The organism is Kiloniella spongiae (genome assembly GCF_001026905.1).
GTDB lineage: Bacteria > Pseudomonadota > Alphaproteobacteria > Kiloniellales > Kiloniellaceae > Kiloniella > Kiloniella spongiae.
In genome coordinates this window covers 1-20,313 of sequence record NZ_LAQL01000009.1, presented here as the reverse complement: position 1 = coordinate 20,313, position 20,313 = coordinate 1, and the positions used below count along the sequence as shown (strand labels likewise).

The 20,313-nt window shown below is 45.0% G+C and carries 21 protein-coding genes; 13 read left to right on the top strand and 8 right to left on the bottom strand.

The window, feature by feature from the left end:
• The first annotated feature begins 103 nt into the window (after nucleotides 1-103).
• The gene (gene speB / locus WH96_RS14350) at nucleotides 104-922 is read left to right on the top strand and encodes an agmatinase (RefSeq protein ID WP_047764899.1); all 819 of its coding nucleotides are present in this window, start codon (nucleotides 104-106) and stop codon (nucleotides 920-922) included.
• Nucleotides 923-1,000: 78 nt separating this feature from the next.
• On the opposite strand, the gene WH96_RS14345 is transcribed toward speB, so the two are convergent.
• The 5 genes from WH96_RS14345 to WH96_RS14330 all read right to left on the bottom strand — a co-directional run bounded on the left by WH96_RS14345 (nucleotide 1,001) and on the right by WH96_RS14330 (nucleotide 6,857).
• Entirely contained in the window at nucleotides 1,001-3,079 is a 2,079-nt protein-coding gene (locus WH96_RS14345; RefSeq protein WP_047764898.1) for a methyl-accepting chemotaxis protein, read from the bottom strand.
• Between the two features lie 136 nt (nucleotides 3,080-3,215).
• Nucleotides 3,216-4,886, bottom strand: a complete 1,671-nt coding sequence (locus WH96_RS14340; RefSeq protein ID WP_204248205.1) for a U32 family peptidase — start codon at nucleotides 4,884-4,886, stop codon at nucleotides 3,216-3,218.
• A gap of 133 nt (nucleotides 4,887-5,019) precedes the next feature.
• The gene (locus tag WH96_RS21445) at nucleotides 5,020-5,631 is read right to left on the bottom strand and encodes a type 2 periplasmic-binding domain-containing protein (protein ID WP_162200160.1); all 612 of its coding nucleotides are present in this window, start codon (nucleotides 5,629-5,631) and stop codon (nucleotides 5,020-5,022) included.
• Nucleotides 5,594-5,827: a type 2 periplasmic-binding domain-containing protein gene (locus tag WH96_RS22140; protein WP_053005931.1), complete on the bottom strand. Its 234-nt coding sequence runs from the start codon at nucleotides 5,825-5,827 to the stop codon at nucleotides 5,594-5,596. The genes WH96_RS21445 and WH96_RS22140 overlap by 38 nt, the downstream gene beginning before the upstream one ends.
• 109 nt (nucleotides 5,828-5,936) lie before the next feature.
• A complete protein-coding gene (locus tag WH96_RS14330) occupies nucleotides 5,937-6,857 on the bottom strand; it encodes an NADP-dependent oxidoreductase (protein ID WP_047764897.1) in 921 nt (306 codons plus the stop codon).
• A 98-nt stretch (nucleotides 6,858-6,955) separates the two neighbouring features.
• On the opposite strand from WH96_RS14330, the gene WH96_RS14325 reads away from it, so the two are divergent.
• On the top strand, nucleotides 6,956-7,531 hold the full coding sequence (locus WH96_RS14325; protein WP_047764896.1) for a TetR/AcrR family transcriptional regulator: 576 nt from the start codon (nucleotides 6,956-6,958) through the stop codon (nucleotides 7,529-7,531).
• Nucleotides 7,532-7,564: 33 nt separating this feature from the next.
• On the opposite strand, the gene WH96_RS21995 is transcribed toward WH96_RS14325, so the two are convergent.
• Nucleotides 7,565-7,816, bottom strand: coding sequence for a DUF1289 domain-containing protein (locus WH96_RS21995; RefSeq protein ID WP_156176817.1), 252 nt, complete (start codon nucleotides 7,814-7,816; stop codon nucleotides 7,565-7,567).
• Between the two features lie 212 nt (nucleotides 7,817-8,028).
• Between WH96_RS21995 and WH96_RS14315 the strand changes: the two genes are divergently transcribed.
• Nucleotides 8,029-9,690, top strand: coding sequence for an adenylate/guanylate cyclase domain-containing protein (locus WH96_RS14315; protein ID WP_047764894.1), 1,662 nt, complete (start codon nucleotides 8,029-8,031; stop codon nucleotides 9,688-9,690).
• A gap of 67 nt (nucleotides 9,691-9,757) precedes the next feature.
• On the opposite strand, the gene WH96_RS14310 is transcribed toward WH96_RS14315, so the two are convergent.
• Complete coding sequence (locus tag WH96_RS14310) at nucleotides 9,758-10,231, bottom strand: tetratricopeptide repeat protein (RefSeq protein ID WP_047764893.1); 474 nt, start codon at nucleotides 10,229-10,231, stop codon at nucleotides 9,758-9,760.
• Nucleotides 10,232-10,491: 260 nt separating this feature from the next.
• On the opposite strand from WH96_RS14310, the gene WH96_RS14305 reads away from it, so the two are divergent.
• On the top strand, nucleotides 10,492-11,289 hold the full coding sequence (locus WH96_RS14305) for a class I SAM-dependent methyltransferase (RefSeq protein WP_047764892.1): 798 nt from the start codon (nucleotides 10,492-10,494) through the stop codon (nucleotides 11,287-11,289).
• A gap of 30 nt (nucleotides 11,290-11,319) precedes the next feature.
• Here WH96_RS14305 and WH96_RS14300 read toward each other — a convergent pair whose 3' ends face one another.
• Nucleotides 11,320-11,922: a regulatory protein RecX gene (locus WH96_RS14300; RefSeq protein ID WP_204248204.1), complete on the bottom strand. Its 603-nt coding sequence runs from the start codon at nucleotides 11,920-11,922 to the stop codon at nucleotides 11,320-11,322.
• Between the two features lie 74 nt (nucleotides 11,923-11,996).
• Here WH96_RS14300 and WH96_RS14295 point away from each other — a divergent pair, with 74 nt between their 5' ends.
• From WH96_RS14295 to WH96_RS14255, 9 genes are all read left to right on the top strand, one after another.
• Nucleotides 11,997-12,278, top strand: coding sequence for a TfoX/Sxy family DNA transformation protein (locus WH96_RS14295; protein WP_053005929.1), 282 nt, complete (start codon nucleotides 11,997-11,999; stop codon nucleotides 12,276-12,278).
• A gap of 115 nt (nucleotides 12,279-12,393) precedes the next feature.
• The gene (locus WH96_RS14290; RefSeq protein ID WP_047764891.1) at nucleotides 12,394-13,218 is read left to right on the top strand and encodes an ABC transporter permease; all 825 of its coding nucleotides are present in this window, start codon (nucleotides 12,394-12,396) and stop codon (nucleotides 13,216-13,218) included.
• 4 nt (nucleotides 13,219-13,222) lie between these two features.
• A complete protein-coding gene (locus WH96_RS14285; protein ID WP_047764890.1) occupies nucleotides 13,223-14,050 on the top strand; it encodes an ABC transporter permease in 828 nt (275 codons plus the stop codon).
• A 137-nt stretch (nucleotides 14,051-14,187) separates the two neighbouring features.
• Nucleotides 14,188-15,168, top strand: coding sequence for a TraB/GumN family protein (locus WH96_RS14280; RefSeq protein ID WP_156176816.1), 981 nt, complete (start codon nucleotides 14,188-14,190; stop codon nucleotides 15,166-15,168).
• A 70-nt stretch (nucleotides 15,169-15,238) separates the two neighbouring features.
• Nucleotides 15,239-16,186 (top strand): TraB/GumN family protein, encoded by a 948-nt coding sequence (locus WH96_RS14275; RefSeq protein ID WP_047764888.1) that lies wholly within the window; start codon nucleotides 15,239-15,241, stop codon nucleotides 16,184-16,186.
• Between the two features lie 137 nt (nucleotides 16,187-16,323).
• Nucleotides 16,324-17,502: an aspartate aminotransferase family protein gene (locus WH96_RS14270; RefSeq protein WP_047764887.1), complete on the top strand. Its 1,179-nt coding sequence runs from the start codon at nucleotides 16,324-16,326 to the stop codon at nucleotides 17,500-17,502.
• Between the two features lie 33 nt (nucleotides 17,503-17,535).
• The gene (argF, locus tag WH96_RS14265; RefSeq protein WP_047764886.1) at nucleotides 17,536-18,444 is read left to right on the top strand and encodes an ornithine carbamoyltransferase; all 909 of its coding nucleotides are present in this window, start codon (nucleotides 17,536-17,538) and stop codon (nucleotides 18,442-18,444) included.
• An 18-nt stretch (nucleotides 18,445-18,462) separates the two neighbouring features.
• Complete coding sequence (gene hslO / locus WH96_RS14260; RefSeq protein WP_047764885.1) at nucleotides 18,463-19,431, top strand: Hsp33 family molecular chaperone HslO; 969 nt, start codon at nucleotides 18,463-18,465, stop codon at nucleotides 19,429-19,431.
• A 132-nt stretch (nucleotides 19,432-19,563) separates the two neighbouring features.
• The gene (locus tag WH96_RS14255; protein WP_047764884.1) at nucleotides 19,564-20,157 is read left to right on the top strand and encodes a hypothetical protein; all 594 of its coding nucleotides are present in this window, start codon (nucleotides 19,564-19,566) and stop codon (nucleotides 20,155-20,157) included.
• Nucleotides 20,158-20,313 lie beyond the last annotated feature (156 nt).

Sequence of the window (20,313 nt, the reverse complement as noted above, 5' to 3'; positions counted from 1 at the left end):
TCTTCGATCCTTTCTTGCTATCCTTCTCGGCTTGACCTGGTTCTTTAACAGCATAAGCTTGCTTCAAAATTATTTGTACTGTGTTTAGTTTTAGGGGTTGGTTATGGATCTTCGCGACGTTAAACAGGGGGATCTGGTTTTGCTGGGATTGCCCATTGATCACAACTCGTCTTTTATGACCGGACCTGCCATGGGGCCGCAGAGAATGCGCGAAGCCTTACACTGTGGTGCCGCGAATCTTACCAGCGAAAATGGCCATGATCTGGGAACTGATACCCGTCTCAAGGATCTTGGTGATTTACATTTTCAAGACACCTCTACAGCAATTATGTTTATCGAACAGAAAGCAGAAGAAATTATTGCCACAGGTGCAAAACTTTTAAGTATTGGCGGAGATCATTCAGTATCCGGGCCTCTGATAAGGGCACATAGCAAACGCTATCCTGATTTAAACATCTTACACTTTGATGCCCATTCTGACCTCTATGATGAAATGCAGGGGAACAGAGACAGTCATGCCTGTCCTTTTGCAAGAGCGATGGAAACGGGTCGGGTGAAACGCCTTGTGCAGGTGGGGATCCGAACATTGAATAAGCACCAACAAGAACAGGCTGAAAAGTTCGGGGTCGAAATTATCGCCATGAAAGATTGGCATCCGGATATCTCGTTTGACTTTGATGGTCCGCTTTATCTATCTATTGATCTGGACGTACTTGATCCGGCCTTCGCACCGGGTGTTTCCCATCATGAACCCGGCGGGATGTCTGTTCGTGATCTAATCAATACACTACATCGACTTGATGCCGACTTGATCGGGGCTGATATCGTAGAACTCAACCCGCACCGGGATCTGGTTGGAATGACGGCAATGGTTGCTGCCAAGCTTACAAAAGAAGTATCTGCAAAGTTTTTGTCTGAATAAATAAGTCGTGATAAAAGAAAAGGCCTGCGAATGTGCAAGCCTCTCTCAAAGTTCGATATTTATACTTCTTATATAATGCTAAGCGCTACGGACTTCAGCAACAAGTCTTTCTGCTTCTTCGTTAAGGGCCTGTACTTTTTTGTCCAAATTGTTGATGGTCTCAACAACGGAGTTTGCCGCCGTATCAGTTTGAACTGAAACCTCATTTACGCCAGAGATACTTTTCAGAATTGAGCTAACGCCAGAAGCAACCAGTTGAATCTTGGACGAGATATCCTGTGTTGCGGAACCTTGTTCTTCAACAGCGCCTGCGATCACGGTACTGATTTCGTCGATTTGGCCGATCACGGTACTGATATGACCAATAGATTCTACAGCGTTCTTGGTTTCATGTTGAATTGCAATAACCTGCTGTTCAATTTCACCTGTCGCATTTGAAGTCTGTGTCGCAAGGGATTTCACTTCACTGGCAACCACGGCAAATCCTTTGCCGGCTTCTCCTGCACGAGCGGCCTCAATTGTTGCGTTCAAGGCAAGCAGGTTTGTTTGTTCTGCAATGTCAGAGATTAGTTTTAAAACTTCACCAATACGCTGGGCAGCCTGAGCAAGTGATTGTACATTTTCGTTTGATCTACTTGCTTCAGCAACGGCTTCGCCTGTGATTGAGGTGGCCTGTCCGACTTGGCGTCCGATTTCGCCGACCGAGGCAGCGAGCTGTTCAGATGCACTTGCAACAGCTTGTGCACTCTGGTTGGCATTGTCTGATGAAGATGATGCTTCAGAGGCGCGGGATCTTGTCTGCTGTGACATATCATTCATGTTGTCGGCAAAGGACTTCATGTCAGTAACGGATAACTCAATATCGTTAATGAGAGTACTTACGCCTTGTTGGAAACGAGAGGCAATTTGATCAAGGGTCGCTTTCTTTTCTGTTGCTGCCGTTTCTTGCAACTGTAGTTGCTCGGCTTCTAGGCGTTGTTTGTCCTGCGCATTTGTTCTGAAAATTTCAACGGTTCGGGCAATCGCACCAATTTCGTCGCTTCTTTTCCTGGCCGGAATTTTGATGTCTGTTTCACCCTCGGCAAGGCGTTGCATACTGTCAGTGACTCTTCGCAGTAATGCCATCGCTTTGGTGCCAATAAAGCCGTTAATAGCAATTACGGCAATAACGACGAGCAAAGAAAGCAGTATCGTCAAGTTACGAGAATCATTCGCCGAAGCCATAATTTCGCTTTCAGGGGCTGAAACTATAACGCCCCAAACTGCATCACTTTTACCAAAAGTTACTGGTTGTACAGCAAGATATCGGTCTCCACCTACGACTGGATCATTAATGTTTCCATAAAAGCTCTTCCCTGCGGAAAGTTCTTTGAGTACAGATGAGAGAGCTTTGCTTTCTTCAATCGTTGCCAGCTTTTTATCGTCAGGATGTGAAATCCACATCCCTGTAGAAGTGATCAGTGAAACAGTTCCGTTCTCAAATAGTTTTAGTTCCGAAAGACGAACCTGGATATCTTTGAGGGCCATATCGGTTGTGGCCACGCCAACGGCTTGATCCTTGGCGTCAAAAATGGGGACAGTCGCTGTGGTCATGACAACATCTTCTCCGTTGACCGGATAGACGTAAGGCTCGGTTACAACTTCCTGTTTTTTATTTTTGGGTAGGTCGTACCAGAGCTCGGATCCGCTATCACCGCCAAGGGCAAGTGGTTCCCAAGCAACGCCACCGTTACCGTCCTGATAAAAATAGGGGAGTAAACGGCCAGCTTTGTCATTATAGCCTTTTCCTGCAAAATCAGCATCTTTACCACCGATATTGCTATCGAAACCAACGGCTCCGCCAACCAAATTGGGATAACGCCTGATCGTGTTTTCGACGATCTGTGCAAAGCCGTCACGATCCGTAGAGCCGCTTCTTAGCGGACCTTCTATCGCGTGTGCCATACCACGTGCGGCAACGAGGGCTTCTTCAATATCGAGTTCTACGTCCAATGCGTATTGCGCAGAAAGACTCGACAAATAGCTTTTCGCGTTTTCCTGTGCGTTTTGATGTTGGCTGATTGTTGAGTAGGAAATAACGGCGGCAAACCCTAAGATCACCATAATGGCCGTTAATCCCACAAGCCTGAAGCTGAGGCTTTGGAAGGCGTTTTTCATATTTTTTACCCGTATTTGTCTAACGGTCATCATTTCTTTGGTGTTTGTGATGATCCATTTATTTGGAAAGTGTGAGAACGGGTAGTGTTGAATGAAAAGACTAAAAAAGAGTTTAATTTTAACGTAATAATTGTAATTAGACTTTTACGTCTGACATGACAGCCTCGTCCTTCATATCTCGGTCAAACATCTCGCCCTGCTTTTTCTGTGCTAGAAGTGTTCTGGCCTTTTCATAGATCGGGTCGTGCCAGAAAATCGCGCAACCGTTGCAACCGCGACCACAACAGCCGTCGGTACCGATACGCGGTGTTTTTGGGATACGTTCGCCGTTTTCCTCGAAGATTGAAGCTTGGAGTTTATTACGCTGTTTTTGGTAGAGGGTGTTACTACCTGTCCCCAACTCTACTCTTTGGGCTGTCGCGTCGAGTTTCAATCGATCCCATTCTGCCTGGGTAAGGGATTTTTCTTTTCTGATTATCGTCTGTTCACAAAGCTTTTGTTGTAGCGACACGATGTTTTCCTGATCAAAGAGTGACCAGGGAATAAAAATTATCGGCTTTTGACCGGCATTTATAACGTCGTGAGTTTGCTTAGATTTGGCATCGATAAACTCGTAGAGACGGATCAGGATTGTATCCAGAGAGCCGGGAGGAAGTAATTCCAGTACATCACCCGCCTGTAATCGGTTCTTTACGGCGACGTAAAGACCTTCAGCCGTAACTTTCTCAATGTATCCGGCGTATTCATAATCGGCAAAGGTTTTTGTGTGTTCATAGTTGTGGGCGTGGTTTTCCAGGCGTCCATTGTGAAACGCAAGGGTATATCCACGACTGGGAACTGTTGAGAGCTCTTCCATATAGTTATCTGGTGACCAGTTGTCCGGGTCTTGATACCAGTCGTCAATGGCTTGTCGATAGGCTCTTGCCGTTACGGCAACGTAGTAAGCGCTTTTGTTTCGTCCTTCTACCTTGAGTGAATCAACCCCGATCCTGAGATAGTCGTCGAGTTTTGGCATAAGACACAGGTCTTTTGAGTTGAGAATATAGGATCCGCGCTCATCTTCTTCGATGGGCATCAATTCTCCCTGACGGCATTCTTCCTCCATCATAAATTCAAAAAGCTCTAGATTTTCTTCGGACAGGTTGAGCTCTTTAACCGTTCCGTCCTTGAGCTTCATATGTACCTTGTAATGCCACCGGCAACTGTTGGCGCAATTTCCTTGGTTGGCGCCACGTTCTGCCATGAAGTTGGATAGCAAACACCTGCCTGAATAGGTCATGCACATCGCACCGTGTACGAAAGCTTCCAGTTTTATATCTGGGCATTTTTCGCGGATCTCGCAAAGTTCCTGATAGTTGACTTCACGGGCAAGAACACAAAGGCTTGCCCCCTGTTTTTGCCAGAAATCAACAGAGATCCAAGAACAAACATTGGCTTGGGTTGATATATGGAGCTCAAGTTCCGGTGCATTGTCTTTGACATACTGAAAAACACCGGGGTCCGCGATGATAACACCATCCGGTTTGATGGCTTTGATCGTCTCAATGAATAGCGGAAGTTTAGGAATATCTTTATTGTGTGAAAAAAGGTTGAGGGTCAGATAAACACGTTTCCCATGGGCATGGGCAAATTGGACGCCTTCGACCACTTCTTCCAATGTAAAGGAAGATTTCGTTCTAAGTGACATATCCGGGGTGCCCAAGTATACGGCATCCGCACCGTAGAGGACCGCGATTTTAAGTTTCTCTAGCGACCCTGCAGGCATTAACAATTCGGATCGTTGGGGACGGGGTGCAATTTTTACCATTAGAAAACCAGTGTTTGCTCATCAACTGGTTTGGGTTATGGCGATACTTTCGCTAAGAATAATTGATCTAGGGCAATTCGAGCGAATTAATTTGATCATAATCAAGAATAGTCACGATAATCGAAAAGGGTGGTTAATATTCGAAATAGTCCTCAACGATTTGATTAATGCTTCCATCACTCTTCATCTGGCGAATGATTTTGTTTACCTTATGGATGAAATCTTCTTTAAAGGGAAATGCGTTTTCGTTTCTGTTTGTGTAGCCAATATAGCCCCATTCTGCATCAATAACAGCCCCAAACCGGAGCTGGTCAAGGCCGGGATCGTAAAGTCCAGCGCGACGCAATTTTAACAACCCCCATCTGATAGACATCTCTGCGTTTACATAACAATCAGTTCGACGGGCCAGAAGCATTCGGAGTCCGCTTCTGGTATTGGTGGCCTCAATTAATGAAAGGTGCCCCTGTCTTGCAGCGTTGAAAAAATCTTGTCCGGGGGATAAAAAACCATCGTTGGTTCCTATTCTGAGGCCATAATAATCTTCTGGCCAATTCTTCCTGTCTTTTGCAAGAACCTTGTCGTGACAAATGGCGATTACCTGTTCCAATAAAATCGGTTCGGAATAAGGGGCGATATATGGACGTTCTTCGGGAAAGTGATAAGGTGGAAAAACCGCAAATCCTGTGCCTTTTTCTACTTTGCTGAGACTAGCGCTTCCAAGGGAGCATCTGGAAAGTAACGTCATAGCCGTCAAGTTTTGTAAAGACGTGATTGAGAATATTGACATAAATGCCTTTTGGCTGATTGTCCTCGAGATAGGAGAAGGGGGCGTACCCGTCATCTCCGAATATGACCACTTTCTGTGCAGCTGAACTGCTAAAGGGGAGTAACCCGATAAAGACTGTAACAATGACCCCGGCCAAATAGTCTATGGTTTTCATTGGGGGCTCCTTATGATGTCGGACACCATCAAGTGTAATACATGACTCGCAAAATAATTATTAACAGGGCGGATAAATGGATCAGCCCTGTTAATAAATTGGGGTTATATTACCAACTCAATATTATACGCCCGCGCTTACCTCTTTTTTGAAGGTGCGTGAGAGCCTGATTGTATTTGTCAAAGCTATAGACTTCTTCGATAACGGGTCGCAGAGCCTTGCTTGTTAAGAGAGGTTCTATAGATTTTAATCGCTTGGTGTCGCCGTGCATTACCATCAGATAGGCGACCTGTTTATCTTCTGATGTTCCGCCATTGTGATCGTCTGGCAGGGCAGGCATGAACTTTCCGGAAGTACTTAGCAGAGATCGGCAATCAGACAGGGTAAAGCGTGTGGAAAAATCCAGAATGAGATCGTAGTTCCCGTCCAGATCACTGAGTGGTTTTTCAGTATATTCGTGGGTGATATTAGCGCCGAGCTCTTTCAGAAAATCTCTATGTCCCTTTCCGACAAGCGCCGTAATATGATGACCTCTCTGTTTAGCCAGTTGTGTCGCATAGACGCCTACTCCGCCCGAAGCGCCGATAATTAAAACCTTCAAGTCAGATGCTTGGGGGGCCAGGTCTTCATAGATGGATAAGGATGTCAGAACACCGATCGGCAGGGCGGCTGCTTCTTCAAAGCTCAGGCCTGACGGTATTGTCGATATATATGCCTCGGGCAGGGTGATATATTCAGCGTGGGTTTTACACCCTGTTATCAGATGTGCATAGCCATAGACAGGCTCACCGATACTGAATTTTTCGCCCTCCGTCTCTACGGTTCCAGCGAATTCAAGGCCTGTTTGTACCGGGTGATGAAAGCCGTACTCCTTGAAATAATCATCATAGATACCTGCCGCGCTCTCCAGATCATAAGGATTAAGTGAAGCGCTGTGAACTTTGATAAGGACTTCACCTTTACCTGGTTTTGGTTTTTCAAGATCACTGTTGAAAATAATGGTTTTTTCCTTGACGATTAAGCCTTTCATGACTTCCCTCGTAGTATATGTTGTATGGAAAACATTATTTAGGTCGCATGACCTAAGTTTCAACATGACTTTGAAAAAAATTGGACAAGGTGAGGCGTGTGCCAAAATCTAGAGAGCACCAAAACAGCTTAAAACGCGCAGCAATTGCGGCGACAACACTGACGCTTCTTGAAGAGTATGGTGGTGAAGGGTTATCAATGCGACGGGTTGCCGAGCGATCCGGAATGAGCCTCGGCAATCTACAGTATCATTATAAAAACAAAGAAGAGCTTTTAAGTGCCATTCTTAATGATTTTCTTACGCAGTATCTGGAAGAGAACTGGGGGGAGCGAGAGAATTGTTCTCTGGAGCAGATTTTTTTACAAATTCTTACGCACAGTAGTTTTGATAGCTGTGCAATTGTTTTTAAGGAACTCTGGTCTCTATCGACACGGAATGACTCAATTAATGGCATGCTTGATCAGTTTTACCAGCAAACACATGAGCTTTTTTGTCAGCTACTCACCGCGTCTTGTGATTTCTCTGTTGAGGATGAAAAGATTGCTCGGACTGTAAATATTCTGATGCCGTTTTTGGAAGGTTATTGCGTTACAAAAAAAGCCCTGCAACCTGATCCCGAGGTTTTAGCGGTTGATCTCGCATCACTTGCTGAAAATTTCTTGAAGAATGGCTAAGTGAGGAATTTAGCTAAAGTCTTAGGTGTGGAACTAGGCAACCATTCCAGTACGTCTTTGATTGATTGATTCCAAAAGATCCTGTTTTTCATCGCCAGTCATAATAACCCAATCCCGGATTTCATTTATTGTCCGGTGACAGCCAATGCATAGCTGTGTCAGATCATCCATTTGACAGACAGAGGTGCAGGGGGACGGAATAGACGAATCAAGCTCTTGAAGAAGCTTTTCGCGCCGTTTTTTACGACGTGCTGTCCTTTCTTCCCGGGATAGTTTTGATGTCACGTTACTTGTTTCCTGCACTGGATATCATTCCTATTCCCTATTATCCTACTCAGCTATTAATTAATTACTCGTTCTTTTCGCGACAAGAACTTATAACTAGAACGACAAAACACCCTGATGTTTAAGGCAAAGTGCACGTTTTTTGCTGCAAGGTTGTCTGTGGCTAAGGGGTAGAGTGATAAAGTCAGTATAGAGAGAAGGATAAAAACTACATGGTTCGGACGATCCGTCTCTACGGTGGGCTTGTGCTTTTTGTTTACATTCTTACGCATTTACTGAACCATGTTCTTGGTCTTCATTCTATCGAAGCGATGGATGAAGGTCGCAAAGCCTTTTTGGCGATGTGGCGAAACCCGATTGGTACGCCACTTTTATATCTTTCCTTGTCTTCTCACATGGTTCTTTCTTTGTGGGGTGTTTATCAGCGACAACATTTACACATGAAGTTCTGGGAAATGGCCCAACTCCTCTCTGGCTTGCTCATTCCCTTTTTGTTGATTTTGCATATTCTAGGGACGCGATTTGCACACGAGATCTATGGTGTGGACGATAACTATGTTTACGTCCTTTATGCCCTGGTTGTTCATAATATAGATGCTGGATACCGACAGGCTATATTGATGGTTTTGGGGTGGGTGCACGGCTGTGTCGGCATTCACTATTGGCTCAGATATAAACCAGCTTATGAAAATTACAAATCACTGGCTCTTGCATTTGCTGTTGTTATTCCTGCTCTTTCCATGGCGGGTTACTATGTCGCGAGTTTAGAGGTTATGAAACTTGCTGCTGACCCTCAGTGGTTAAAGTCATTTTTCGGTGGTTACAATCTGCCAACGGCAGAAGAAGCTCAGGATATCTATCGTCTGGAAACGGTTATTCAGTTCGCATTTGCCGGGGTGATTTCTGTCGTGATCATCGGGCGCTGGGTTCGTTATGCTATCCAGCGGTGGCAGGGAACATTTAAGGTGACATATCCGAATGGCAAAGCATTTCGGGCGATAAAAGGAACGAGCCTGCTTGATGTCAGTCATTTGAATAATATGCCGCATGCCGCAGTTTGTGGGGGCAAAGGGCGTTGTTCTACCTGTCGTGTTCGCGTTGGTAAGGGATTGGATCATTTACCTGAAAGCGAGTCCGAGGAACGTAAGGTTCTCATCCGGATCGGGGCATCGGATAATATGCGTTTGGCGTGTCAAACCTATCCTATTACAGATGTTGAAGTGACACCTCTATTACCTGCAAAAAGTGATTTGAAGGCAGCGCGCCGAGAACACAGTTCGATTTCGCAGGGACAGGAACGCGAAATTGCCATTCTTTTTGCTGATATCAGGGGATTTACAACTCTGTCAGAAAAGAAGCTTCCCTATGATGTTGTTTTTATTCTGAACCGTTACTTTGAAGCGATGGGGACAGCTGTCGAAGAGTCCGGCGGACGCCTAGACAAGTTTATCGGCGATGGTGTCATGGCACTTTTTGGTATTGATCGCGGTGTTGAAACCGGGTGCAAAAATGCTCTGCGGGCTGCGCGACGGATGGCAGAGAAGCTGGATGAACTCAATGCGCATCTCGCACACGAGTTGCCTGAACCTCTTCGCATTGGCATTGGTGTTCATACGGGGGCAGTTATCGTCGGTGAACTCGGGTGGGGACAGGCGACGTCTATTACTGCAATTGGAGATGCTGTGAATACTGCCAGCCGTTTAGAGGGGATGACTAAGGAATTGAAGTCACAACTTGTGGTCTCTCAACCTCTCGCAAAAATTGCCGGGATCGATCTTGAAGATTTTCCCCGGCAACATATTCAGGTCAGAGGGCGACAAGACGGGATGGATATCTGGTCACTAGAGAATGCGAAAGATCTGCCACAGATCTAATACTCATATGCAGGATCTGGTACGCATAAACGCGATTCAATGTCTAAATCTATGTGGTTTAAGGATATTATTGCGTTTTTTCGTAAGCTTCTATGGCTTTTTTGAGTGTTGTGTATTCGTCACATCCAAATGTGCAATTCTTATCAAGCACATCAAGTCGTTCTTTTGCCTTCTCCGGCTTGTTCAGTTCCAGATAAAGTTGGCCTAAGTATTCATTGGCTCCACGATGCCGCGGTTTTAGATCAAGCGCTTTGGTGTAGTAACCAAGAGCAATATCTTTGTTTCCAAGCTTTCGTTGACTGTAGCCGAGCATGTTATACGCATCAGCATTATCAGGATCGGCTTTTATGGTCTTTTGCAAAAGAGGTTGTGCGTCGCTGTACTTTTCTTCTTTGATCAGTTTGATAGCGGCCTTTAGATCAGAATTTGAGCTATTGCCCCAACCGTTGTCTCCTCCGCTGCTTGCGGCAAAGCCCGGACCGGTAGCGCTTATAAGAAATCCTGCTGTGGCCAGTGCTATGGTGATTGCCTTTATTTTCATGTGCTTTGTTCCACTTTTACTATAATCGCGTTGGTTTTAGTGTTCTGTTGTCCTATAGTAATGATTGTAGTTTTTGAGCAGATTTTCAATGATCTCTTGATCACATTATTCTGACATAAAAATAATGAATAAATTTCTGCTTCAAGTGTTTAGGTCGCTTCTTGGCCCGCCAGCTGGGCGTAATTCAGCATCAATAAGGTCAGATTTGTTATTCTAACAGGTTCGAAATTTCAAAACATGTTTATTTATAGAAGAGACAAATGCGAGAAATCGGAAAAGTAAATTCTGACGGAATAGACTTTGGTAAAACGGCACAAGATTATGCAAAGCACAGAGCTGGATTTCCTACGCTTATTTTTGATCTGCTGAAAGAGCGAAGCATTGGTATCACGGGGCAATCCCTTGTTGATTTGGGAACAGGAACTGGCACTTTGGCTCGCGGCTTTGCGGCACGAGGCGTCGAAGTTACCGGGATTGATCCTTCCGAAGCTATTCTTGAACAGGCGCGATTAATGGCGCAGGACGAAGGCATTCGCGTTACCTTTCAACGGGGCAGTTCAGAAGCAACAGGTCTGGCAAGTGGAAACTTTGATGTTGTGACAGCTGGGCAGTGTTGGCATTGGTTTGAGGCGGCAAAGACAACAAAAGAATGTCTGTGGTTACTGAAACCTGGTGGTTATCTTGTCATTTGTCATTTTGATTGGCTCCCTTTACCCGGAAATGTTGTCTCAGCAACAGAAAATCTCATTTCCAAACATAATCCAGCGTGGGAAATGTCGGGCGGAACGGGCATCTATCCGCAGTGGACAATAGACATGGCAACGGGTGGTTTTGAAGCGATTGAAACCTTCAGTCAGGATTTGCTCGTTCGCTATAGTCATGAAGACTGGCGTGGGCGTATCAGAGCTTCAGCAGGTGTCTCAGCCTCGCTATCACCTGAAGATGTTGTTGCCTTTGATAAAGAGCATGCTGATTTGCTTCATAGAGAATTCTCTGCTGACCCTCTGTTTATTCCACACCGATTGTGGTGTGCTGTAGCGAGAAAACCAAAAAAATGAATTCGATTGATGAAAGAGGTCTGCTGAGGACTAAAGACCAGCTTCATCTTCCAGTTCAGTAATATCAACGGCGAGAATTACACGTTCAGCGATGACAAAAGAAAAGCCCTTCCGGCCGAGCGCGGCGAGATCTTTGTCTCGACGTTCTTCACGTTTGTCGTCAGTGCGGTAAGGGCCGAGGCGACGTCTTCGGGCATAGGAGATCGCAGCTTCCAGATCTGGATTGCTGCTTTCTTCTCTGATAAGATCTATGGATTTGTTAATGAGATCTTCGGAGACACCTTTGAGGGATAGATCTTGCCGAATAGCACGAAGAGACATGCCCTTGCGGTGTAAGCTACCGCTACGACCTTCGGCATAGCGTTCGTCATTCAGAAAGTTCAAGTCGCGGAATTTAGAGATCAAATCTTCTATAATCTCTGTCCCTTCTTGAGGGACTGTGCCATGTTCCTTGGCAGAAAGATTTACCTTGCGCATAAGATAGCGGCGCAAGCCAACCTCTGTCGTTGCGTAGCGTTCCAGATAAAATCGAGCAACGTTGCCCAGGTATTTTGCTGTGGCTTTTCGCGGAACTTTACGTTTGGGTTGTTCGCGGTTGTTTTTTTCTGACCGTTCCATCATGTTCTTATACATGCCACGGCGATGTTCCGGGGCCAATTCTTTTGTTGAATAAATTATGTCAAAATGACCCTTGTCCAAAATTTAAAATGAACAGTGATCCAAAAGAAGATCTTCTTGCCTTAAAAAATCTGGGACCTAAGTCGGTTGCACAATTGGTCGATATTGGGATCACATCGTCTGACCAACTAAACGATCTCGGTACGGAAGAGGTGTTTCGACGGTTATACTTTCGGTTTTGTGACGAACACAGGCTATCGGTGAATTATCTCTATGCATTGGAAGGCGCGATAATAGGATGTGATTGGCGTCTGATACCCATGGATAGAAAAGAGGAATTCAGAAGATTATTGAAAGATTTGAAATCTTAATCTGGTATTGTCGTGGGTTCTTTTCTGGATGTTATCTATGCTTGGGAAAATAAAAATGGCAAAAATAAGAAGTAATTAGGATCTTGCTCTTGAAGCTAGCGGGATGGTTGCGTAAATGTGTCGCATGGCTTTGATCGATCAAAAACTCACCCAAATCGCTCCCCGTACCATAGGTCGTGTGAACACCCTTGGTCTTTGGACACTCTATAGTCGTGAAGTAAAACGCTTTTTGAACGTTTTTACACAGACACTTATGGCCCCGGTTATCACAACACTGTTGTTTCTGGCGGTGTTCGCGCTGGCACTTGGTGGCCTCGGCAGAACGGTGGGTGGTGTTGATTACATTACTTTCCTTGCGCCTGGTCTGATGATGATGACCATGACGCAAAACTCTTTTGCCAATACATCCTCTTCTATTCTTATTGCCAAGGTTCAGGGCAATATTGTTGATATTCTCATGCCGCCCTTGGCGCCGTGGGAAATGGCTTTGGGTATTGCTGCGGGCGGAATTACCCGTGGTTTGATGGTCGGATTGACCGTGTTTTTCTCCATGATGCTATTCCTGCCGATTTCACTCGCGCACCCTTTATCTGCACTGTGGTTTGCCATTAATGCCTGTATGATGCTGGCTCTTCTGGGCATGCTTGGGGGGATTTGGGCGCAAAAGTACGATCACATCGCTGCCGTGACCAATTTTATTATTACGCCACTTTCTTTCCTTTCGGGGACCTTCTACTCGATTGATCGACTGCCTGATGCCTGGGTTGCTGTGGCGCATTTCAATCCTTTCTTCTATATGATTGACGGTTTCCGCTACGGCTTTATCGGGCATGCAGATGGAAACATTATGGTTGGGGCGATCCTGCTTCCTGTGGTGAACCTCGTTCTATGGTTTGTTACGCATCGTCTAATTACCACCGGATATCGTTTGAAGGCCTGATGGTATGAATGACGCGACGCCAGATCAAAGCAGTAACATTGTGCACAGTGACGGCGTGCGTATTATCGCGTTATTGAGAATATGGACTTTGTTCTACCGTCGCGGTGTTGTTCGATTCATGAGGTTCTGGGTCGAGAGCCTTTTGGGACCGATGGTATCGACGATGCTGTTTATGACTGTATTTGCTTTGGCTTTGGGGCCGGATGGTGAAATGGTGCCCGGGCTTTCTGCATTGCAGTTTATTGCCCCCGGTCTTGCGGTTTTTGTCTTGTCGCAAACGGCTTTTCAAAATGTCTGTTTCATGCTGATTATCGACAAGCAGGAAGGGGTAATAACCGATGTCCTTATGGCACCTTTATCACCGATAGAGCTTCTGTTTGGTTATAGCCTTGCTGGTATCGCGAATGCGCTGCTTGTTGCTATACTGCTCCTTGGGGCGATGACAGTTTTTACCGGCCCGATGCTGTATAGTTTCTGGGCAACAGCCTTCTTTGCTATTTCTGCAGCCCTGTTATTCTCTATGATAGGTGTTGTTGTTGGCCTCTGGTCCGATAAGTGGGATCAGTTCTCTTTGGTGGATAATTTCCTTGTTCTCCCACTTGGTCTTTTGTCGGGCACATTCTTTACTTTGAATCGCATTCCGGAAAACTGGCAATGGCTTTTCGAAGCCAATCCTATGTTCTGGATTATTAGCGGTTTTCGTTACGGTATTACCGGCTATGGATCTGTTGAAGATCTAATCTGGCAAGGCGGGATACTTGTCTGCCTGATCTTGATTATGGTTGCTTGCGGCTGGTTGCTATTTAAACGTGGATACAAAATCAAGGCCTGACAGGTTAGTTTATTTGCCTTGGTTTGGATCTCAAATTTTAAACTGCATTTGATCTATTTTTCACTTTTTATAAGGAAGTGATTGTTAGATTACTCTCAAACTATGATTGTGTGATCTGTTTTGTTGGGGAGCTTCTGATGCCTTTTTTGTTTCATAAATCTTTGCTCCTTCTTTTACTTTCTGGGTTTCTGTTATTCTCTTCTGTAGCTTGGGCAGAAACCGAAGTTCTTTATGGCAAAGGGTTGTTTTGGAAAATCGAAAAAGATGATCGCGCACCAAGCTATCTTTTGGGCACAATGCACGTTGCTGATCCGCGGGTTCTGAAGATGAAGGATGAGGTGAAACCTTATCTGACGAAAGCAAAAATTCTCTATAAAGAAGTTGAACAAACTCATCGGGAATATCGTGAACAAACAAATATGCGTATTCGTGATGATGACAGAACCTTGGATCAAGATTTATCAGAAGAGCAATTTAAAAAAGTGGTCGAAGTTGCAAAGTCAATCGATCTTGAAGAAGAAGATCTTAAAGTCCTGGAGCTTTGGTTTGTCTATGAACTGTTGAAGGGCGCGCCTTGGTATCGAGGCACCGATAACGACAAAGATAGTCGTGAAGATGATGAACCTGTTTTGGATACACAATTAGGAATTATGGCTTTTGAGAGTAACGTCAAAGTTCAGGGGCTAGAAAAAGCAAGGGAAAGAGCTCAGTTGGTTTGGGGACGACCTGCACCAATATATTTGAAAGGAATTGAGCGAGCCCTTGAGAATGTCGATATTATCAAGGATGCCGCGAAGCGTCGTGAGCAATTTATCCAGAATTATCTTAATAGAGACACGACAAGAATGTATCACACTCTTGAAGAGACACTCAAAGATGAACCGCCCGAGATATACGAGATAGAGAAAATCGCGATGTTGGATAAAAGAAACCTAAATATGGTGAATGGCATGACCAAAGGCTTGATCAAAGGGAATTCTTTTACTGCTGTCGGCGCGCTTCATCTTCCCGGTGAAGAAGGGATTTTGAATATTTTAGTAAATCGTGGTTATACAGTTTCTCGGATGGATTGTGGTGAAGATGAAAAAAGTAGCTTTTGCCCTAATCAAGACATGTAATTTGCATAAATATCTGCAACAATGATCATATTCAACATGGTTTATTAAATTCATTCCTTCAGGAATTAAGATGGCTTTGATACAGATTAGCCAATTTCGTAGATTGGTTAAGAACATGATTTTTGTGCGCCCTCTCTCCGGTATTCTGTTTTTATTTACTATTATTTTGCCTTTACAGGTCAGTTCTGCACCGTCGCTGGTTAATGGTGATGCTGTGCTGTGGAAAATAGAAGGGCAGAACGCGGAACCAAGTTATATATACGGGACATTGAATAGCAGTGATCGCCGTGTTGTTGATGCCGGAGTTTTTGCACATAAGCTCTTGAAAGGCATCAATTATCTCATGGTGGATATCCTTGATGATGATGCGATCAAACAAAAGCTGTTTAGTGTCATGCTGTATAATGATAATCGCCGATTAAGGGACCTTGTTTCGCAAGAGACTTTCGAAAAAATCAAGGTCATCGGTTATGAATACGGATATTTGGCTCGACAGATGAATGTGCTGAAGCCTTGGGCGGCGCGTGTTGTTTTTTCCTCTCCACCGTCTGAAGCATCACGTATTTCATTAGGGATTAGAACGCTTAATCAAACATTTCAGGATGTTGCGAGGACACAAAGAATCGAGATTGTTCCGCTTCAAACTATCGAAGAGCAGTTGGAAGTTGCTGAGGCACTAAATGAAGCCGATCAAATTACACTCCTGGATACATTACCTGCAGAAATTCAAACCGTAGAAGCGACCTATCAAACCCGGATCAATAACTTTCTCTCTCAATCGTCCGGGGCGCTTTACCAAGAGGTTCTTGACGAAGTATCAATTCTGTCGCCAGAAGCACAAGCAAGATATCTGGAAGGCCTTGTTTTCGAACGTAATCGTCAGATGGTTTCTCGAATGAGTGAAATACTTCAGAAGGGTAATAGTTTGACCGTGGTTGATGCAATCCATCTACCTGGACAACAGGGAGTTTTGACGCTTTTGCAGGGTAAAGGCTTTACTATTACACCAGTGAAATAGCTTTTCTGTTAAAAACCTTGTGAATCCTGCTTGTTCCGGTTGACAGCAGGCGTTGATATTGGGTTAATACGCTGCTCCGGGGTGACTTACTGTCGCCCCGGGCTTTGTTTTTTCGGCAGATATAAAAGAGAGATACCATGAGTGACGCAGTGATGCCCACCTACGCACGTATCGACCTCGCATTTGAGCGGGGCGAAGGTCCTTACTTATATACTGCTGAAAACCGACGATATCTTGATTTTGCTGGTGGTATTGCCGTTAATTCTCTGGGACACAGTCATCCAAAGCTTGTTGCTGCATTGGAAGAGCAGGGTCGTAAATTATGGCACGTCTCTAATCTCTATAGAATTACAGGCGGCGAAACACTGGCAGAGCGTCTTGTTGCAAATTCTTTTGCAGATAAGGTCTTCTTTACCAACTCTGGAACCGAAGCTCTGGAAGGTGCCATTAAGCTGGCGCGTAAATATCATAACCATAACGGTCAGCCACAGAAATATCGTATTATTACTTGTGACAGTGCATTCCACGGCCGGACGATGACGGCCTTGTCTGCGGCAGGGAACGCAAAACATCTGGATGGGTTTGGTCCTCAGACGCCTGGTTTTGATCATGTTGCCTTTGAAAACTTAAATGAGTTGCGGGCGGCGATTGGTGAAGAGACCGCTGCTATTATGGTTGAGCCGATCCAGGGGGAAGGTGGCATTCGTGCTGCTTCGATGGATTTTCTCAAAGGTTTGCGGACGGTTTGTGATGAATTTGGCTTGCTCTTGATCTTTGATGAGGTCCAGTGTGGAAATGGCCGTACAGGGAAGCTATTTGCTCATGAATGGGCAGATATAGAGCCGGATGTTTTGGCGACGGCTAAGGGACTTGGTGGTGGTTTCCCAATGGGTGCCTTCTTAGCCACAGATAACGCTGCTGCTGGCATGGTGCCCGGAACTCATGGCAGTACATACGGCGGGAACCCCTTGGCGATGGCAATCGGGAATGCCGTTCTGGATGTCTTGCTTGAAGATGGCTTTATGGAGAGCGTGATTTCTATTGCAGATTATACCCGTGGAAAACTTGATGGCCTTGTTGCCCGAAACCCGAATATTTTTGAAGAAGTCCGCGGTTCTGGGTTGATGCTTGGTCTGAAATGCCGGGTTCCCAATAGTGATGTGATCACAGCGATGCGTGATGGCGGTCTATTAAGCGTTGGTGCTGCGGATAATGTTATCCGATTGTTGCCGCCGCTTGTTATCGAGCGATCACACGTTGATGAAGCAATTTCAATATTGGAAGACGTCTGCAAAGGATTAACCCTGGCTGCCTGATCAAATGGCGCCGGGTTTATAAGGTATAATATAATGACCCATACAAAACATTTTCTGGATTTAAACCAGTTTGAAACTTCAAAATTAAGAGAAATACTGGGCTATGGTTCCCAGCTGAAATCAGGGGAAATTTCCGGGCGACCACTGGAAGGTAAGTCTCTTGCCATGATTTTTGAAAAACCGTCAACCAGAACACGGGTTTCTTTCGAGGTTGGTATTAATCAACTTGGTGGCAATGCAGTTTTACTTGATCCGAGTAGTTCACAGATGGGGCACGGTGAAACCATTGCGGATACGGCGCGTGTTTTGTCGCGTTTTGTGGATGCAATTATGATCCGGACATCGTCGGAAGAGATTCTTCATGAGCTTGCGGAATATGCGACTGTTCCTGTTATCAATGGTCTGACTGATGAGTCTCATCCTTGTCAGTTGATGGCTGATGTTATGACCTATGAAGAACATCGCGGTGCTATCGCGGGAAAAACAGTAACCTGGTGTGGTGATGGCAACAATGTTGCGTCATCTTGGATACATGCGGCGACACGCTTTGATTTTGAATTGAAACTGGCAACACCGGCTGAGTTGGCGCCGAACCAAAAAGTTCTTGATTGGGCACAGTCTCAGGGTGGGAAAATTTCAGTTACCTGTTCAATGGATGAAGCTGTGCAGGATAGTGATTGTATTGTCGCTGACACATGGGTATCCATGGGCGATAAGGATGCGGCGAACCGTCATAACTTGCTGAAACCCTACCAGGTCGATGAAAGAGTTATGTCGCTTGCCAAAAGCGATGCGTTGTTTATGCATTGCTTGCCTGCACATCGCGGCGAAGAAGTCGTGGCAGAAGTTATCGATGGCCCGCAATCCGTTGTGTTTGACGAAGCAGAAAACAGATTACATGCCCAGAAAGGTATCCTTTATTGGTGTATGAGTAACCTTTAAGGGCGTTGGAGAAGAAAAATGAATGACACCGTTGGGGAAAATGTTGGGTCTGAGTTCTTAAAGGATGATGTAATTCAACCCTTTTTGCTTGAATCAACTGGCATCCGAGGACGTATTGTCCGAATGGGCCCCACCATTGATGAGATCCTCAAACGTCACGACTATCCACAAATTGTGAATGAGTTGTTGGGTGAGGTTTTGGCCCTGACGAGTGTCCTTTCTTCGTTAATGAAGTTTTCCGGCTGTTTTACCCTGCAAAGCAAAAGTGACGGCCCTGTGAAAATGCTTGTTAGTGACATGACATCCGAAGGTGTCTTGCGTGGATGTGCCGGAATTGACGAGGTTGCTCTGAAAGAGCTTCTGGATAAAACGGAAGACCATTCGACACTTTCGCTTACAGATCTAACTGGCAAAGGTTATATCGCCTTTACTGTGGATCAAGGTGAACACATGGAGCGTTATCAAGGGATTGTTGCGCTTGAAGGCAATAATCTTTCCGAATGTATTCAGGGATATTTCAAACAATCTGATCAGATTAATACAGGTGTTCTGGTTAATGTTGCCCAGACTGAGGGACGTTGGCATGCTGGTGGCATGATACTTCAGTACGTTCCTGGTGATGGTGGCGTTAACCAACAAACAGACAAGGATGATGACGAGATCAAAGAAGACTGGCAACGGTCTATGATTCTGATGTCCAGCTGTACAGAAGATGAGCTTCTGGATCGTGATCTTGCTGTAACGGATTTGCTCTATCGTTTGTTCCATGAAGAACAGGTGAGAGTGTATGATCAACGTCCGTTAAAAGAAGGTTGTCGTTGTTCGCGGGAAAAGCTGGCTAATGTGATTAAAACAGTTTCACTTGAAGAAGTTGATTCCTATAAAGTTGACGGCGTCATTGATGCTAAATGCGAATTCTGTGGCCGTTCTTATGTCTTTGATGATGCTGCAATTGCCGAAATTCAAAAAGAAGCTGCTCAGAGCTAAGCCTTTCTTTTAAGAACCAAGGCCTTTGTCGTGCCATATTGTTTCTTTACGAAGAGTGCTTAGTATTCGTTATCTCTTTATCTATGGGATGTTTGAGATGCGATTAGGTTTATTCAAAGGTGAGATTATAGAATGTTAAGTCGACGGTCATTTGTTCTTAGTGGTTTAGCTCTCGGCAGTGCAGTTTTAGCTGGATGTAAAACGGCACCTTCTACCTATGAGTATGCTGAGCTTACTTATACACACCTCCCTCCTTATAATCTCTTGGTGCGGGATGTTGTTGTTGATCAAGCCTATGTCAGTCCCGCGAAGTCTCCAAATGTTGAACATTTGTTTGATGTTTCTCCTGCACAGGCGTCGGAACGTTGGGCGAGGGATCGTTTATATCCGCAAGGCAATAATAACATTCTGAATTTTGTTATTAAGAATGCTGCCGTTACCGAGAGCAAACTGGAGCAGCAAAAAGGCCTGACCGGATTATTCACCTATGACCAGTCTGAGCGTTATAATGGTGTGCTTGAAGTTGAGTTGCAGATCTTGAGCGATCAAGGATTTAACGAAGCTTCTGTTATCGCAAAGGCAGAACGTTCTGTGACTGTTGCTGAAAATATCAAGCTCCGTGAAAGAGAGAAGGTCTGGTATAAACTTACCGAAGATCTGATGACGGAGATTGATCGCCAACTCCAGCAAGGCATTGCAAAACATCTAAGCGATTACGTGCTGTAGCTCATTTATACCTGTGTCGTTATTTTAGACGTTTTATTTATAGAGCATAAATTTAAAAAGCCGCTGAGAATAAAACTCAGCGGCTTTTTGGTTAGATCTTTGGTGTGTTGTATTAGCCAAAGATCACTTTTGGCAACCATGTCGCCAGTTCGGGAA

Bases quoted from the DNA above. Each gene is read 5' to 3' on its own strand.
- speB (WP_047764899.1), top strand. From the start codon at position 104: ATGGATCTTCGCGACGTTAAACAGGGGGATCTGGTTTTGCTGGGATTG.
- WH96_RS14295 (WP_053005929.1), top strand. From the start codon at position 11,997: ATGAACAGTGATCCAAAAGAAGATCTTCTTGCCTTAAAAAATCTGGGA.
- WH96_RS14300 (WP_204248204.1), bottom strand. From the start codon at position 11,922: ATGTATAAGAACATGATGGAACGGTCAGAAAAAAACAACCGCGAACAA.
- WH96_RS21445 (WP_162200160.1), bottom strand. From the start codon at position 5,631: ATGACGTTACTTTCCAGATGCTCCCTTGGAAGCGCTAGTCTCAGCAAA.
- argF (WP_047764886.1), top strand. From the start codon at position 17,536: ATGACCCATACAAAACATTTTCTGGATTTAAACCAGTTTGAAACTTCA.
- WH96_RS14280 (WP_156176816.1), top strand. From the start codon at position 14,188: ATGCCTTTTTTGTTTCATAAATCTTTGCTCCTTCTTTTACTTTCTGGG.
- WH96_RS14290 (WP_047764891.1), top strand. From the start codon at position 12,394: ATGTGTCGCATGGCTTTGATCGATCAAAAACTCACCCAAATCGCTCCC.
- WH96_RS22140 (WP_053005931.1), bottom strand. From the start codon at position 5,827: ATGAAAACCATAGACTATTTGGCCGGGGTCATTGTTACAGTCTTTATC.
- WH96_RS14305 (WP_047764892.1), top strand. From the start codon at position 10,492: ATGCGAGAAATCGGAAAAGTAAATTCTGACGGAATAGACTTTGGTAAA.
- WH96_RS14310 (WP_047764893.1), bottom strand. From the start codon at position 10,231: ATGAAAATAAAGGCAATCACCATAGCACTGGCCACAGCAGGATTTCTT.
- WH96_RS14285 (WP_047764890.1), top strand. From the start codon at position 13,223: ATGAATGACGCGACGCCAGATCAAAGCAGTAACATTGTGCACAGTGAC.
- WH96_RS14315 (WP_047764894.1), top strand. From the start codon at position 8,029: ATGGTTCGGACGATCCGTCTCTACGGTGGGCTTGTGCTTTTTGTTTAC.
- WH96_RS14340 (WP_204248205.1), bottom strand. From the start codon at position 4,886: ATGGTAAAAATTGCACCCCGTCCCCAACGATCCGAATTGTTAATGCCT.
- WH96_RS14345 (WP_047764898.1), bottom strand. From the start codon at position 3,079: ATGAAAAACGCCTTCCAAAGCCTCAGCTTCAGGCTTGTGGGATTAACG.
- WH96_RS14255 (WP_047764884.1), top strand. From the start codon at position 19,564: ATGTTAAGTCGACGGTCATTTGTTCTTAGTGGTTTAGCTCTCGGCAGT.
- hslO (WP_047764885.1), top strand. From the start codon at position 18,463: ATGAATGACACCGTTGGGGAAAATGTTGGGTCTGAGTTCTTAAAGGAT.
- WH96_RS14275 (WP_047764888.1), top strand. From the start codon at position 15,239: ATGGCTTTGATACAGATTAGCCAATTTCGTAGATTGGTTAAGAACATG.
- WH96_RS14330 (WP_047764897.1), bottom strand. From the start codon at position 6,857: ATGAAAGGCTTAATCGTCAAGGAAAAAACCATTATTTTCAACAGTGAT.
- WH96_RS14270 (WP_047764887.1), top strand. From the start codon at position 16,324: ATGAGTGACGCAGTGATGCCCACCTACGCACGTATCGACCTCGCATTT.